General features: G+C 70.8%; 12 protein-coding genes. 8 read left to right on the top strand and 4 right to left on the bottom strand.

Features of this window, described 5'->3' with window-relative positions:
* Positions 1 to 66 precede the first annotated feature (66 nt).
* Positions 67 to 1,656: a glycosyltransferase family 61 protein gene (locus MKK54_RS10720; protein WP_244010774.1), complete on the bottom strand. Its 1,590-nt coding sequence runs from the start codon at positions 1,654 to 1,656 to the stop codon at positions 67 to 69.
* A 103-nt stretch (positions 1,657 to 1,759) separates the two neighbouring features.
* On the opposite strand from MKK54_RS10720, the gene uvrB reads away from it, so the two are divergent.
* The 3 genes from uvrB to MKK54_RS10705 all read left to right on the top strand — a co-directional run bounded on the left by uvrB (position 1,760) and on the right by MKK54_RS10705 (position 5,817).
* The gene (gene uvrB / locus MKK54_RS10715) at positions 1,760 to 4,534 is read left to right on the top strand and encodes an excinuclease ABC subunit UvrB (protein WP_244010773.1); all 2,775 of its coding nucleotides are present in this window, start codon (positions 1,760 to 1,762) and stop codon (positions 4,532 to 4,534) included.
* 92 nt (positions 4,535 to 4,626) lie between these two features.
* Positions 4,627 to 5,016 carry a hypothetical protein gene (locus MKK54_RS10710; protein WP_244010772.1) on the top strand — a complete coding sequence of 130 codons (390 nt, stop codon included), beginning with the start codon at positions 4,627 to 4,629 and terminating at the stop codon, positions 5,014 to 5,016.
* A gap of 63 nt (positions 5,017 to 5,079) precedes the next feature.
* Positions 5,080 to 5,817, top strand: coding sequence for a YidB family protein (locus MKK54_RS10705; RefSeq protein WP_244010771.1), 738 nt, complete (start codon positions 5,080 to 5,082; stop codon positions 5,815 to 5,817).
* 91 nt (positions 5,818 to 5,908) lie between these two features.
* Here MKK54_RS10705 and mutM read toward each other — a convergent pair whose 3' ends face one another.
* Positions 5,909 to 6,850, bottom strand: a complete 942-nt coding sequence (gene mutM / locus MKK54_RS10700; protein WP_244010770.1) for a bifunctional DNA-formamidopyrimidine glycosylase/DNA-(apurinic or apyrimidinic site) lyase — start codon at positions 6,848 to 6,850, stop codon at positions 5,909 to 5,911.
* 140 nt (positions 6,851 to 6,990) lie between these two features.
* Here mutM and ubiE point away from each other — a divergent pair, with 140 nt between their 5' ends.
* From ubiE to MKK54_RS10680, 4 genes are all read left to right on the top strand, one after another.
* The gene (ubiE, locus tag MKK54_RS10695) at positions 6,991 to 7,788 is read left to right on the top strand and encodes a bifunctional demethylmenaquinone methyltransferase/2-methoxy-6-polyprenyl-1,4-benzoquinol methylase UbiE (RefSeq protein ID WP_244010769.1); all 798 of its coding nucleotides are present in this window, start codon (positions 6,991 to 6,993) and stop codon (positions 7,786 to 7,788) included.
* 31 nt (positions 7,789 to 7,819) lie between these two features.
* Positions 7,820 to 9,376 carry a 2-polyprenylphenol 6-hydroxylase gene (gene ubiB, locus MKK54_RS10690; RefSeq protein WP_244010768.1) on the top strand — a complete coding sequence of 519 codons (1,557 nt, stop codon included), beginning with the start codon at positions 7,820 to 7,822 and terminating at the stop codon, positions 9,374 to 9,376.
* Positions 9,377 to 9,410: 34 nt separating this feature from the next.
* On the top strand, positions 9,411 to 10,682 hold the full coding sequence (locus MKK54_RS10685; protein WP_244010767.1) for a bifunctional phosphopantothenoylcysteine decarboxylase/phosphopantothenate synthase: 1,272 nt from the start codon (positions 9,411 to 9,413) through the stop codon (positions 10,680 to 10,682).
* A 268-nt stretch (positions 10,683 to 10,950) separates the two neighbouring features.
* Positions 10,951 to 11,256 carry a hypothetical protein gene (locus tag MKK54_RS10680; RefSeq protein WP_244010766.1) on the top strand — a complete coding sequence of 102 codons (306 nt, stop codon included), beginning with the start codon at positions 10,951 to 10,953 and terminating at the stop codon, positions 11,254 to 11,256.
* 32 nt (positions 11,257 to 11,288) lie between these two features.
* Here the strand turns inward: MKK54_RS10680 and MKK54_RS10675 are convergent, their stop codons facing one another.
* Complete coding sequence (locus MKK54_RS10675) at positions 11,289 to 11,924, bottom strand: glutathione S-transferase family protein (protein ID WP_279597292.1); 636 nt, start codon at positions 11,922 to 11,924, stop codon at positions 11,289 to 11,291.
* A gap of 59 nt (positions 11,925 to 11,983) precedes the next feature.
* The gene (gene speB / locus MKK54_RS10670) at positions 11,984 to 12,997 is read right to left on the bottom strand and encodes an agmatinase (protein ID WP_244010764.1); all 1,014 of its coding nucleotides are present in this window, start codon (positions 12,995 to 12,997) and stop codon (positions 11,984 to 11,986) included.
* 235 nt (positions 12,998 to 13,232) lie between these two features.
* On the opposite strand from speB, the gene rpsT reads away from it, so the two are divergent.
* Positions 13,233 to 13,499, top strand: a complete 267-nt coding sequence (gene rpsT / locus MKK54_RS10665; RefSeq protein ID WP_056190238.1) for a 30S ribosomal protein S20 — start codon at positions 13,233 to 13,235, stop codon at positions 13,497 to 13,499.
* Positions 13,500 to 14,166 lie beyond the last annotated feature (667 nt).

Genomic DNA, 14,166 nt, shown 5'->3' with positions numbered 1-14,166 from the left:
CGGGCCGTGGCGGTAAACTATGGCCGCGCCGCCCCGTGTCGAGGATCGGCCGGACCGGGCCCCGGTTCAGAAGCCGTGGCGGTCGAGGGCGTCGCGCAGCGTGTCGAGGTCGATCGTGTAGTCGGAATGCATGGCAAGCTCCGGCGCGAGGCTCGTGCCGTGAATCGAGACGTAGGTGCCGTCCTTCAGCCCGACCAGATCGAGGAAGAAGTCGTCCAGCATGTCGCGGTTCGTGAGCAGGAGGCAGCGCAGGCCGGCCGGCCCGAAGGCCAGGTTGGCCAGCGCCGCGCCCATCCCCCCGACCACGAACCGGGCGGCGGCGAAGACCTGGACCTGCCGGGCGAAGGGCAGGGTCTCGGGATGCACGACGCCGTAGCCGCGTGCGGTGAGGAGCGCGATCACCGCCTCCTCGTTCACCAGCCGCCGCCGCCCGCTGCGGTTGCGGCTGACATAGATGCGCTCGGGCAGAATTTCGGCCGGGGGGCCGATCCGGTCGCGAAGGTCGCTGGCCGCATCGATGACCAGGGGGGATTTCGTGATCGGCTGTCGGGTGATCGGGCTCGGATAGACCAGTTCCTCGAAGATCACCTCGCGCTGCGTCAGCCAGACGATGCGGTCCTCGCCGATGCCCAGGACGGCGAGGGTCTCCCGGTAGAGGGCCTGCATCCCCGGCACGGCCTGGACCGCGACCCTCGCCCCGTCGAGCAGGCCCGCGCGGGCGGCGACGTGCAGGCGGGGCAGACACTCGATGAGCCAGTGCCCGTAATTCTCCGCCCACATCTGCCAGAGATGCACCGTGCGGCCAGGGATCCGGCGCGGCCTCGGCAGGGTGTGGTGAACCTGTGCGCCGGCGGGCGCGAGCGCGAGGGCGCCGAGCAGGTGCGTCCGGTCGCGGTTGATCAGGCTTTCCTCGACCACGGCATCGCCGACCTGCACGAGGCCGTAGCCGAAGACCCGCGCCTCGCGGAAGCGATGGACGCGCGCGGGGCGCGGAACCACGTCGCGCCCCGCGTAGAACGACACGCACTCGGCGATCCAGGCTGGGGCGTCGATGAGCTCCGCCTCGGCGCGCCGGTAGGTCGGTGCCGCGATCGTCACGGCCTCCGCCGTCCGGCCGTTATCCGGGATGTCGTCGGCCGTCAGGATACGGATCGGCGTGGCGGGCGCGGCGGGCTTGGCGAGGATGCGATAATGGTTCTGCGCGGGCGCGTGTCGCGGCAGGCGCGCCGCCCCCGCCAGCCGGCGCGCCAGGGCGCGCGTCACCGAGCCTCCGAATCGGGAGCGGGCGGGGATGCGAAGGGCCTGGACGCCGCCGCGGGCGAGTGCCCGGTGGAAGACCACGAAGGCCAGGGCCCGCTCGGCCGGCGTGCCATCCGCCTTCGCGTCGTCGCGCTGGTCGATCACGAGGTTCGGGCCGTGGAACGCCGCGAGTTCCTGCAGCCAGCGCCGGTCTCCGACCGGGCCGCACGCCACGGCGATGCCCGCCGGGACCTGGCTCTCCAGGTCCGGGTCGCCGGTCACCAGGCAGAGCGAGGCCTGGATGAAGTGCGCGTGGAAGAAGGCGAGGTCCGGGTCCGGGCGATCGCAGAGGATCAGGATCGCACCCGGCCGGGGCAGCAGCGCGGCCACCGCCGGAACGCCGAGGAAGCGCGCCAAATCGCCCCGTGGCGCCTCATCCGGCAGGGCGGAGCGGTCGCGGGGCCAAATCCTGCCGGTCCGGGCCCTTTTCCAAGCGGAGGGCAGGAACCATACTTGCACCATGCCGAGTCCCAAGAAGCCCCACGTCACGCCGGTCGATGCCCCGAGCGCCAAGATCGCCGGCACGAAGGTATCCGGCACGAAGGCCGCCGGCGCCAGGATGCCGAATTCCCAGGCGTCGAAGCCGGAGCTTCAGCCGCTCGACGAGCATCTGGCCGCGCTGCTCAGCCCCGCGCTGAATCGGAATCGCCTGCCGCCGGTCGAGCCCGCCCCGCCCCGTCCCGCCGGCAAGCCGCCCGGCCGCGCGAGGAAGCCGGCGGCCATGGGCAAGGACGGCGCGACCGAGAGAGGCTTGGCCGAGGCGCCGCAGGCGGCGTTCATGCACGCCGAGGCCGCCGATGTCGACCCGCGCCTCGCCCAGGCCCTCGGCCTGCGCGCGCCGGAGGACGGGCCGGCCCCGGAGGGGCTCGCGGATGACGGCGAGACTTCGCTCGCCACGGACGGGGTCTCGGCCACGGTGGACGCGCTCTCGCGCCTCCTCACCGAGGGCAACCCGCTGTTCAGGGACGGCAAGACCTGGACGCCGCATCGTCCGGAGCGGCCGAAGAAATCCGAGGGTGGCCTCGCCTTCACGCTGAAATCCGAGTTCGAGCCGGCGGGCGACCAGCCCCGCGCCATCGCCGAACTCGTGGACGGCGTGCGGAAGGCCGAGCGCGATCAGGTGCTGCTCGGCGTCACCGGCTCGGGCAAGACCTTCACGATGGCCAAGATCATCGCCGAGACCCAGCGCCCGGCCCTGATCCTGGCGCCGAACAAGACGCTGGCGGCGCAGCTCTACGGCGAATTCAAGAGCTTCTTCCCCGACAACGCGGTGGAGTATTTCGTTTCGTATTACGATTACTACCAGCCGGAGGCCTACGTGCCGCGCTCGGACACCTTCATCGAGAAGGAGAGTTCGATCAACGAGCAGATCGACCGGATGCGCCACGCCGCCACCCGCGCCCTGCTGGAGCGAGACGACGTCATCATCGTCGCCTCGGTCTCGTGCATCTACGGCATCGGCTCGGTGGAGACCTACACGGCGATGTCCTTCACGGTCTCGCTGGAGGAGAAGATCGAGCAGCGCCAGCTCATCGCCGACCTCGTGGCGCTGCAATACAAGCGCATCCAGTCCGACTTCGCGCGCGGCACCTTCCGGGTGCGCGGCGACGTGATCGAACTCTGGCCCGCCCACTTGGAGGATCGCGGCTGGCGCATCGGCCTGTTCGGCGACGAGATCGAGTCGATCACCGAGTTCGACCCGCTCACCGGCAAGAAGATCAACGACCTCAAGTTCGTGAAGGTCTACGCCAACTCGCACTACGTCACGCCGCGCCCGACCCTTCAGCAGGCGATCAAGGGCATCAAGACCGAGCTGAAGCTGCGGGTGGACGAACTCTCCAAGATGGGCCGGCTCATCGAGGCCCAGCGCATCGAGCAGCGCTGCACCTTCGACATCGAGATGATCGAGGCCACCGGCGCCTGCAACGGCATCGAGAATTATTCGCGGTATCTCACCGGCCGCAAGCCCGGCGAGCCGCCCCCGACCCTGTTCGAGTACCTGCCCGACAACGCCCTGGTCTTCACCGACGAGAGCCACGTCACGGTTCCGCAGATCGGCGGCATGTACAAGGGCGACTTCCGCCGCAAGGCGACGCTCGCCGAGTACGGCTTCCGCCTGCCCTCCTGCCTCGACAACCGCCCGCTGCGGTTCGAGGAATGGGACGCGATGCGCCCGCAATCGATCCACGTCTCGGCCACGCCGGCGAAGTGGGAGATGGAGCAGACCGGCGGCGTCTTCGCCGAGCAGGTCATCCGCCCCACCGGCCTCGTCGATCCGGTGATCGAGATCCGCCCCGCCCGCTCCCAGGTGGACGACCTCCTGGGCGAGGTGCGCGAGGTGGCGCAAGCCGGCTACCGCACCCTCGTGACCACGCTCACCAAGCGCATGTCCGAGGACCTGACCGAGTACCTGCACGAGAACGGCGTCCGGGTGCGCTACATGCACTCGGACATCGACACCCTGGAGCGCATCGAGATCATCCGGGACCTACGTCTGGGCGCCTTCGACGTGCTGATCGGCATCAACCTGCTGCGCGAGGGCCTCGACATCCCGGAATGCGCCCTCGTCGCCATCCTTGACGCGGACAAGGAGGGCTTCCTGCGCTCGGAGACCTCGCTGGTGCAGACCATCGGGCGCGCGGCCCGCAACGCGGAGGCCCGCTGCATCCTCTACGCCGATCAGGTCACTGGCTCGATGGAGCGGGCGATGGCCGAGACCGAGCGGCGGCGCGTCAAGCAACTCGCCTATAACGAGGAGCACGGCATCACGCCCCAGAGCGTGAAGCGCGGCATCGCCGACATCCTCGACAGCGTCTACGAGCGCGATCACGTCCAGGTGGATACCGGGCTCGCCAAGAACGCCGTCACCATCGGCCACAACCTCAAGGCGGTCATGGCCGACCTCGAGAAGCGCATGCGCACGGCGGCCGCCGATCTCGACTTCGAGGAGGCTGCGCGCCTGCGCGACGAGCTCAAGCGCCTCCAGGCCACCGAACTCCTCGTCTCCGACGACCCGATGGCGCGCCAGGGCGACGTGGAGCGCGAGGCCGGTCGCTACGGCGCCAAAGGCAGCCGGATCTCGAAGCCGACCCTCGACAATATGGGGCCGGGGACCGACCGCGAGCTGCCCGTCGGATCGCCCGTCTGGCAGGAGCGGCCGAAGGCGCGCTCGACGCAGGGACTCGGCGGGCAGAAGCCGAAATACAAGGGTGGCGGCGGCCGCAAGCGCGGCTGATCCCCGGTCGCGGGACGGGTGGGCCGGAACCCTTGCCCCGCGCCGGGGCTTGGTTTGGCATCACGTGCCCCGCCGCACCCGGAGATCGCCCCGTGACCTTGGCCCGCCTTCCCCGCTCTCCGTTCCGGCCCCGCGCCGGCTCGGCCGTCACCGCCCTGTTCCTCGGTGGTCTCGCGACCTCGGCGGCGTTCGGCTTCCTCGCCGCGCCCTTCCTGGCGCAGCCCGCCGCGGCGCAGAGCGCGGCGAACCCGAACGACCAGCCGACGCCGGCGACGCTTCCTGGACGTGACGGCGCGGGCGCCGGCGCGGCGGACCGGCCGACCGGACAGGTCGCGCCGCCCAGAGCCCTCTCGGCGACGACGTCCATCATGGCTTCCGACGCGAAGACTTCCGGCGCCCGGGCGTCCGGTGCCCGGACGAATCCCCTCGACCACCTTCCCGCCCGGGACCGCGCCGCCATCGGCGGCACCCGGCGCGACTGACCGGCCGGTCACGCGCCGGACGACGCGTTCACGCAGGCGGCGTTCCATTCAGGAGAGACGAACATGGGTCTGCTCGATCAGGTCATCGGCGGTGTCCTCGGACAGGTTCTCGGCGGCGGGCGCGAGCCCGAGCGTGGCGGACACGGGGGCGGCCAAGGCAGTGGGGGCCTCGGCGGGGCGATGTCGCCCATCGTCCAGGCGCTGCTGATGCTGCTGATGTCGAAGGGGGCCGGCGGACTCGGGGATCTGCTCGGCGGCGGGCGCCACCATGAGGCGCCGGCTCCGCGGCACGGCGACGATGGGGATATCGGAGGCTTCGGACAGGACCCGCGCGGCCCGTCCGGCGGCGGTTCCGATGGGGGCTGGGATCGCAGGCATGATGCGGACCGAGCGGAGCCCGCGTCGCGCGAGGGCGATTTCAGCGACCTGTCCGGCATGCTCGACGGGCCGGGCGACCGGGCCGGCGGCGGCGAACGCGATCCGGGTGCCGGCTCCGAGGCGCGGCGCGATGGTGGGCCGGGCGACGGCCATGGCGGCCTCGACGGGCTGATCGACCGCTTCCAGAGCGGCGGCCTCGGCGACGTCATGGAATCCTGGATCGGCCACGGCGAGAACCGCCCTGTGGCGCCCGACCGGCTCGCCGACGCCCTCGGTCCGGACACCGTCGACACCCTGGCGCAGCGCACCAGCCTGAACCGCGACGATCTGCTGGCCCAACTCGCCCAGGCCCTGCCGCAGGTCATCAACGGCCTGACCCCGCAGGGGCGTCGTCCGACCGGCGAGGATCAGCGCGGCTGGTAGCCGCGACATCAGCACGGATGGTAGCCGCGACGACGGCGAGCCTCGGGAGCGCGGCCGACCGGGCGCTGTCCGTGTCCCGCCTCGCCAAAGGTCATTTGATCGGGCGCGCCGCCGATGTTTTTCCGCCGGATGTGCTCGGCTGATCGCGCACCTGGCAGCTCGCGCAATAGAACGTGGACCGGCCGGACTGGACGATCCGGGCGATCGTGCCGGTGCATCCCTTCGTCCCGCAGGCGTGGCCGACGCGGTCATAGACCCGGAAGGCGTGCTGGAACGCGCCCGCGCCGCCATCGGTGTGGGCGTAGTCGCGCAGGGTCGAGCCCCCGGCCGCCACCGCCTCGGTCAGGACGTCGCGAATGACCTTGGTGAGGCGCTTGGCCCGCGGCGTCGGCGTCCCGTCCGGTTTCGCGAGGGAGCCGGCCGGCGCCTCCGGGTGCAGCCCGGCGCGGTGCAGTGCCTCGCAGACGTAGATGTTGCCGAGGCCCGCGATCAGGCGCTGGTCGAGCAGGGCCGCCTTCAGGGGCGTGATCCTGCCCCGGAACAGCCGCGCCACCGCCTGCGGCGTCAGGTCTTCGCTCAGGGGCTCGATGCCCATGCCGGCGAAGTGCCGGCAGCTACCGAGCCCCTCGGTGGGCACGAGGTCCATGAAGCCGAAGCGGCGCACGTCGTTGTAGGTCACCGTCGCGCCGTTCGACAGCGCCAGCACCACGTGGTCGTGCTTGGTGTTTCCCAGCGCCCCGTCGAGGTAGAAGTCCCCCGGCGACAGATTGCGACCGTCGGCCAGGGCCACGTCGAAGCGCCCGCTCATGCCGAGATGCATGATGAGCGACTCGCCGGAATCGAGCCCCGCGACGAGGTACTTCGCCCGCCGGGCCAGATCCGTCACCGTTCGCCCCTCCAGGCGCTCGGCGAAGCGGTCGGGGAAGGGAAACCGCAGGTTCGGCCGGCGCAGGACGACCCGGCCGACACGCGCCCCGACCAGGGCGGGCGCGAGGCCGAGGCGGACGGTCTCGACTTCGGGCAGTTCAGGCATGTGCGGGACGCTCGGGCATGCGACGCGGAGAGGAAGGGACGTCGAGGCTCCGCCGGGGCTGAGCCATCCGTCGATGACGATGGATGGCACATGGCGATCTCGGCCACGTTTCGCTATGAGCGGGCGCGAGAGGATGGTCCATGAGTTCGGTGAAGCAGTCTCAAGGTTCGGCGCGTGACGTGGAGAGCGCCGCGGCGAGCACGCATTTCGGCTTCGAGAGCGTGGCGCTCGACGAGAAGCAGGGGCGCGTCGACGACGTGTTCCGCTCCGTCGCCCAGCGCTACGATCTCATGAACGACCTGATGTCGGGCGGGCTGCACCGCGCCTGGAAGTCGCACCTGATCTCGATGCTGCGGCCGCCGCTCAACCGGCCCTTCCGCCACCTCGACGTGGCCGGCGGCACCGCCGACATCGCCTTCCGGGCGCTCGAAGCGGGTGGCCCGGCGACCCATACCACGGTTCTCGACATCAACGAGGCGATGCTGCGCGTCGGCGCCGAGCGGGCGGGCGACCGCTTCACGGGGCGGATCGACTTCGTCACCGCCAATGCCGAGGCGCTGCCGCTGCCGCCCGAGCGGTTCGACGCCTACACCATCGCGTTCGGCATCCGGAACGTGCCGCGCATCGACCGGGCGCTCGCCGAGGCGCACCGGGTGCTCAAGCCCGGCGGCCGCTTCCTCTGCCTCGAATTCTCGAAGGTCGACCTGCCGGTGCTCGACCGGATCTACGACGCCTACTCGTTTCACGTGATCCCGCGCCTCGGGGCGCGGGTGGCAGGCGACGCCGATTCCTACCGCTACCTCGTGGAATCGATCCGCAAGTTCCCCTCCCCCGGCCGCTTCGCCGGAATGATCGAGGCGGCCGGCTTCCGCCATGTCAGCCACCGCCCGCTCACGGGCGGCATCGTGGCGATCCATTCGGGCTGGAAGGTCTCGTGACGGCAGCGCGCGTGACGGAGCGGACCGCCTGATGCTCGGCGGTGTCCTCCACCTCTTTCGCGGTGCCCATGTGGGCTACGTGCTCGCCCGCGAGGGCGCGCTCGCCCTCGTGGATTCCGCCGAGTTGCCGCCGCACCTGCGCCTCGCGCTGCGGATCGGGCGGATGCTGGAGCGCCCCGGCCTCGGCAGCGGAGCCGGTCCGCTGCAGCGGGCCCTGACGCGGCTCGGGCCGAGCTACGTCAAGTTCGGACAGTTCCTGGCGACCCGCCCCGACATCGTCGGCATGGATGCGGCGCGCGACCTCGAGACCCTACAGGACCGGGTGCCGCCGTTTCCGCAGGCGACCGCGATCCGCGTCGTCGAGGCGGCGCTGGGCAAGCCGGTTGCGCAGCTCTTCGTCTCGTTCAGCCCGTCGATCGCGGCGGCCTCGATCGCGCAGGTCCACAAGGCGCACGTCCTCGACGCGGACGGCACCGAGCGGGTGCTGGCGATCAAGATCATGCGCCCCGGCGTGCGCGAGCGCTTCCAGCGCGACCTCCAGGTCATGCGCTTCATGGCCCGGGTGGTGCACGCCCTCTCGCCGAAGGCCGAGCGCCTGCGCCCCCGCGAGGTGGTGGAGATCCTCGCCCGCTCGGTGATGATGGAGATGGATTTCCGGCTCGAAGCGGCCGCGATGTCCGAGCTCGCCCAGAACACCAAGGACGACGCCGATTTCCGGGTGCCCAGGCCCGACTGGGAACTGACCGGCCGCGACGTGCTGGCGAGCGAGTGGATCGAGGGCATCCGCCTCAACGACCGCGCGGCGATCCTGGCCGCCGGGCACGATCCGCGGGCGGTCGGCCGGGCGGTGATCCAGTCCTTCCTGCGTCACGCCATCCGGGACGGCTTCTTCCACGCCGACATGCATCCCGGAAACCTGTTCGTCGATCCGACCGGTACCCTGGTGGCGGTGGATTTCGGCATCATGGGCCGGCTCGGGCACCGGGAGCGGCGCTTCCTCGCCGAGATCCTGCTCGGCTTCATCCTGCGCGACTACAAGCGCGTGGCGCAGGTGCATTTCGAGGCCGGCTACGTGCCGGCGCACCATTCGGTGGAGGATTTCGCCCAGGCCATCCGGGCGATCGGCGAGCCGATCCACCAGCGCAAGGCCGACGAGATCTCGATGGCCAAGGTGCTCACCCTGCTGTTCGACATCACCGCCCTGTTCGACATGAGCACCCGCACCGAGCTGGTGATGCTCCAGAAGACCATGGTGGTGGTGGAGGGCGTCGCCCGCTCGCTGGACCCGCAGCTCGACATGTGGACCGGGGCCGAGCCGGTGGTGCGCGCCTGGATCGCGCGCAACCTCGGGCCCGTGGGCCGCGTCGAGGGGCTCGGCCGCGCCGCGCTCACCATCACCGACGTGATCTCGGACATCCCCGACCTCGCCCAGCGCCTGCGCCGGATCATGGTGCGCCTCGACGAGGCCGGCTCGGGCGACGGCAACCGCCTCGACGCCTTCGCCCGCGCCGAGCGCCGCCGCGCGATCTGGTCGACCGTGGCACTCTGGGGCATCGCCATCGGCGCGTTGGTGATGGCGTTCCGCTAAATCCCTGCCTCGTCTGCCTGAAGGGTTACCGACCATGACCCGTCCGCTCCAGAACCGCCGCATCCTCCTCGTCATCGGCGGGGGGATCGCGGCCTACAAGGCCCTCGACCTGATCCGGCGCCTGCGCGAGCGCGGGGCGGCGGTGCGTCCGCTCCTCACGGCGGGCGCGCAGGAATTCGTGACGCCCCTCGCGGCGGCGGCCCTGGCCGGCGAGCGCGCCCATACCGACCTGTTCGACCGGGCGGAGGAGGCCGATATCGGCCACATCAAGCTCGCGCGCGACGCCGACGCCATCGTGGTGGCGCCCGCCACCGCCAGCCTGATGGCCCGCATGGCCACGGGCGAGGCCTCCGACCTCGCCGCCACGGTGCTGCTCGCCACCACCGTGCCGATCCTGATCGCGCCCGCCATGAACGTGCGGATGTGGCAACACCCGGCGACGCGGCGGAACCTCGCCACCCTGCGCGGCGACGGCGTCCGGGTCGTCGGCCCCAACGAGGGCGCGATGGCCGAGGCGGAGTTCGGCCCCGGCCGCCTCGCCGAGCCCTCCGAGATCGCCGACGCGGTGGAGGTGATGCTCACCGATTCCCGCCCGGCCCCCGGCTTCGGCTTCCTGGCCGGACGCGAACCGGCGGAAGCCGCGAAGGCTGGTGCGCTCGCCGGCCGGCGGGTGCTGGTGACGTCCGGCCCGACGCACGAGCCGATCGACCCCGTGCGCTACCTCGCCAACCGCTCCTCCGGCCGCCAGGGCCATGCCATCGCGGCGGCGGCCGCCGCCGCGGGCGCGGACGTGACGCTGGTCGCGGGCCCGGTCTCGATTCCCGATCCGCCCGGCGTGCGCGTCGTGCCTGTGGAGACCGCCCGCGACATGCTGGCGGCGGTGGAGGCGGCGCTCCCGGCGGATCTGGCGATCTTCGCCGCCGCCGTGGGCGACTGGCGCCCGGCGGAGGCCCGCGACTCGAAGATCAAGAAGGACGGTGCGGCGCCCGCGCCCGTCGCCCTCGTGGAGAATCCCGACATCCTCGCCGCCATCGCGCAAAGGACGACGGACCGGCCGCGCCTCGTGGTGGGCTTTGCCGCCGAGACCGATTCGGTCCTCGACAACGCCCGCGCCAAGATCGTCCGCAAGGGCTGCGACCTTATCGTGGCGAACGACGTTTCACCGGCCGGCGGGGTGATGGGCGGCAGCGCCAACACGGTGCATCTCGTCGGCCGCGACGGCACCGTCGAGACGTGGCCGACCCTCGACAAGGACGAGGTCGGACGCCGCCTCGTCGCGCACTTCGCCGGCCTGCTCGGGACCTGATCCTGGGTTCTGAAAAATGCTGCGGAGCCTGGGCGCCCCTCGCGCGTTAAGGCTTGACTAACCCCCGCGCCCGCATCATGTCGGCACCGTTCGCACGTGCGGCATTCCATGCTCTCTCGTGCGGCTCCACAGGAACGACCGATCCCTATGCCCAGCGACAGTAGTCGATGGACCGCGCCGCCGATGGCCGCCCGCGTGACCCGCGCCTGATCGTCTGATCGGGCTCGCCCGCGATCGGCCCCGGTGGCCGGTCGAACGAGGTGAGCCCATGCCTTTCCTGAACGCTCTTCCCTTCTCGAACGCCTTTCCGCGTCTGCGCGATGGTGTGGCGCCCGTCCGGCCCCTGAGCTTCCGTCGAGCGGACGGCACGAAGATCGTCCGCGTCAAGCCGCGCCGCTCCACGGCCCGGCGCTCCGGCGCCGGCAATGCCAACGTCGCGCTAATCATGGCGGTGATGATGAGCCTGGTCTTCGGTCCGGTGATCGGCGTGCATCTCATCGCCGCCTTCGCGCCGGCCGCGACGGCGCCCGAGGTGATTGCGCGCACCGCCATCCCGGCGCTGCCGCCGGGCTGATAACGGATTCGGAGCGGTCGGCGCCGGACGGATTAGGTCCGGGCCGCTTCCAGTTCGGCCGACAGGGCGGCTTCCGCCGCCATGATGGTCTGAACGGCCGGACGCGCCTGCACCCGCTTCAGGTAGGCCACGATGGCGGGCTCCTCCGGTACCAGCTTGAAGCTCGTGGTCCAGCCCAGGGCCGCGCCCCAGAGCACGTCGGCGGCCGTGAAGCGTTCGCCGAGCAGGTACGGCCCGGGCGTCAGGGCCTCCACGATCGTCGACAGCACCGCGTCGAAATCCCCGTAGGGCGACATCGCCCGCGGGCCCGGCTCGCGCTGCAGGGCGCGGTCGACCACCGCCGGCTCGAAGCTCGACCCGTAGAACACCATCCAGCGCAGGTACGGTCCACGCAGGGGGTCGCCGATCGCCGGGGCGAGGCCGGCCTTCGGAAACAGGTCTGCAAGGTAGAGGTAGATCGCCGCCTGCTCGGTCACGAGCGCCTCGCCGTGGCGCAGGACCGGTACCTTGCCGAGGGGATTGAGCGCGAGATAGGCCGGGTCGCGCGCTTTCCCGCCCTTCAGGTCGACGACGCTGAGCCTGTGCGGCGCCCCGAGTTCCTCGAGAAGGATGCGCACGCCTGACGAACGGGTTTGCGGAGCGTGGTAGAGGGTGATCTCGGAATCCAAGGGGCGGGCCTCTCGCGAATCGGGTGCCGCAGGGTTCTCGCTGCACGGGGCGGCGTCAATCATCGCGCGCGTCGCGCCGCGACCGCCTCTGCCAGCAGGCACAGGATCTCGAAGGCCAGCGTCGCCCCGGCGAGGGCGGTGATGCCGGATGGATCGAGGGGCGGCGCCACTTCCACGACGTCGGCGCCGACGAGGTCGAGCCCGCCGAGACCCCGCACGATCCGGAGCGCTTCCCGCGCGGTGAAGCCCCCCATCTCGGGCGTGCCCGTGCCGGGTGCGTAGGCGGGGTCGAGGGCGTCGATATCGAAGCTGAGATAGGTGGGGCCGTCGCCCACGATGGCGCGGGCCTCGGCCAGCACCGCGTCCAGGCCGCGTGCCTCCACCGCCTCCATGGGGATGATGCGCACCCCCTGCCCCAGCGCCCAATCCAGTTCGTCCGCCGAATCGATGCTGCCGCGCAGGCCGATCTGCACCATGCGCCTGGGATCGAGCACGCCGTCCTCGATGGCCCGGCGGAAGGGCGTGCCGTGGGTGAGATGCGTGCCGCCGTACTGCCCATCGTCGGTGTCGCTGTGGGCATCGACGTGGACGAGGCCCATCGGTGCCTTTCGTCCCAGGGCTCGCAGCACCGGATAGGTCACGAAGTGATCGCCGCCGACCGACAACGGCACGATCCCGGCCTCCGCGAGGGGCCGGTAGAAGGCCTCAATGATGCGCGCGGTCGCGGCGACGTCGATCGGGTTCACCGGCACGTCCCCGAGATCGGCGCAGGCGGCCAGATCGTAGGGCGCGGTTCCGGTGGCGGCGTTGCGCGCCCGAGTGCCGGTGGAGGCCTCCCGCACGCCGCGCGGACCGAGGCGGGCGCCTGGGCGGTTGGTGGTGGCCCCATCGAACGGGATGCCGATCAGGCCGATATCGACGCGTCCCGGCGCTTCGCCGGGCGCGAGCGTCGGCAGGCGCATGAAGCTCGCCACGCCCGAGAAGCGCGGCGTCTCCATGCCGGAGTGCGGCCGATGGCGGGCGATCCGCGCCAAGTCCGCCTCGCTCGGCGGGAAGTCCGACTCGCTCGGCATGGTGATGTCCTCATGCTAGGGCGGCGCTCACGCCCAGGCGGGCCTCGTTCCGGCGACGCCACGATGACGTTCCGTTGACGGATCGGCAACGCGTGTCTATAGAGCGCACATCGCCGACGGACGCGTTCAACCGCGATCGTCGGCTTCGCCATTGCCCGAACAACCTGCACGCGATCCACCGACATCACAGCCTGCGGGCTCGTCGCGATCGCCTCAAACGTGACGAGGATGCCCCATGGCCAACACCGTGTCGGCCAAGAAAATGACCCGCAAGATTGCGAAGCGCACCGCGGTCAACCGCTCGCGTCGCAGCCGCATGCGCACCTTCGTCCGCAAGGTCGAGGAGGCCATCGCCACCGGTGATCAGTCGAACGCACTGACCGCCCTTCGCGCCGCCGAGCCCGAGATCATGCGGGCCGCCCAGCACGGCATTGTGCACAAGAACAACGCGTCCCGGAAGGTCTCGCGCCTCGCCGCGCGGGTGAAGGCGCTCGCCGCCTGAGCCTTCCCTCCAGGGATGTTTCGATGAAAGCCCGGCAGCGATGCCGGGCTTTTTTCGTTTGCGCGGGGCGAGGCCGTTGAACGCGCGGCGGCGCGCGGCACGCTGAGGCCCCGCCTCGTTTCCGGCGCTGCCCGCACGTGTCCCGACGATGCGGGGCCGGACCCCGTCCGTTTCGATGAGCGCGGTCGGGCCGTCGCGCGCTGGAACGTGCCACGGGATCCGCCCGAAGCCTTCGCCGATCCGAATGGGCCGCACCGAATGACGGGCCGATCCGCGAGGCTCGGTGCATCGTTCTCCGGCCGGATGTCCCGATCCGGGCCCGTTCCAGTGATAAAGCGTTAACGCTACCTGGAATCTGTTTTGTTGCGACACGTTCGGCCCGAGTGTAGCTTAACGATGTGTCATGATGAACCAACAAATCCGAGTCTTCTCGGAGTCGAGGGCGAATCGTTCACAAGGTGGCGTGTTTCGCTGGACTCCATGCCGGAAACCCGTGCCGGAATTGCCGCTTTTTTTGCTGTCCCCGTAAGTCCCGTTGTTAGGAGAACCGTAGCTTATTGTTGATAGGCTTCCCTCATCGACAAAAGCGCCTCCGGGTCGGGTTGACTCCGGGGTGGAAGTATGGGTCTCGCGAATGCCTCGCGGGGCGCGACGTCAGTCAAGTGTG

Source organism: Methylobacterium sp. J-068 (assembly GCF_022829445.1).
GTDB lineage: Bacteria > Pseudomonadota > Alphaproteobacteria > Rhizobiales > Beijerinckiaceae > Methylobacterium.
The sequence above is the reverse complement of the archived record's forward strand: the minus strand, read 5'-3'. Positions and strand labels throughout refer to the sequence as shown.

Bases quoted from the DNA above. Each gene is read 5' to 3' on its own strand.
- uvrB (WP_244010773.1), top strand. From the start codon at position 1,760: ATGCCGAGTCCCAAGAAGCCCCACGTCACGCCGGTCGATGCCCCGAGC.
- MKK54_RS10705 (WP_244010771.1), top strand. From the start codon at position 5,080: ATGGGTCTGCTCGATCAGGTCATCGGCGGTGTCCTCGGACAGGTTCTC.
- mutM (WP_244010770.1), bottom strand. From the start codon at position 6,850: ATGCCTGAACTGCCCGAAGTCGAGACCGTCCGCCTCGGCCTCGCGCCC.
- ubiE (WP_244010769.1), top strand. From the start codon at position 6,991: ATGAGTTCGGTGAAGCAGTCTCAAGGTTCGGCGCGTGACGTGGAGAGC.
- ubiB (WP_244010768.1), top strand. From the start codon at position 7,820: ATGCTCGGCGGTGTCCTCCACCTCTTTCGCGGTGCCCATGTGGGCTAC.
- MKK54_RS10685 (WP_244010767.1), top strand. From the start codon at position 9,411: ATGACCCGTCCGCTCCAGAACCGCCGCATCCTCCTCGTCATCGGCGGG.
- MKK54_RS10680 (WP_244010766.1), top strand. From the start codon at position 10,951: ATGCCTTTCCTGAACGCTCTTCCCTTCTCGAACGCCTTTCCGCGTCTG.
- speB (WP_244010764.1), bottom strand. From the start codon at position 12,997: ATGCCGAGCGAGTCGGACTTCCCGCCGAGCGAGGCGGACTTGGCGCGG.
- rpsT (WP_056190238.1), top strand. From the start codon at position 13,233: ATGGCCAACACCGTGTCGGCCAAGAAAATGACCCGCAAGATTGCGAAG.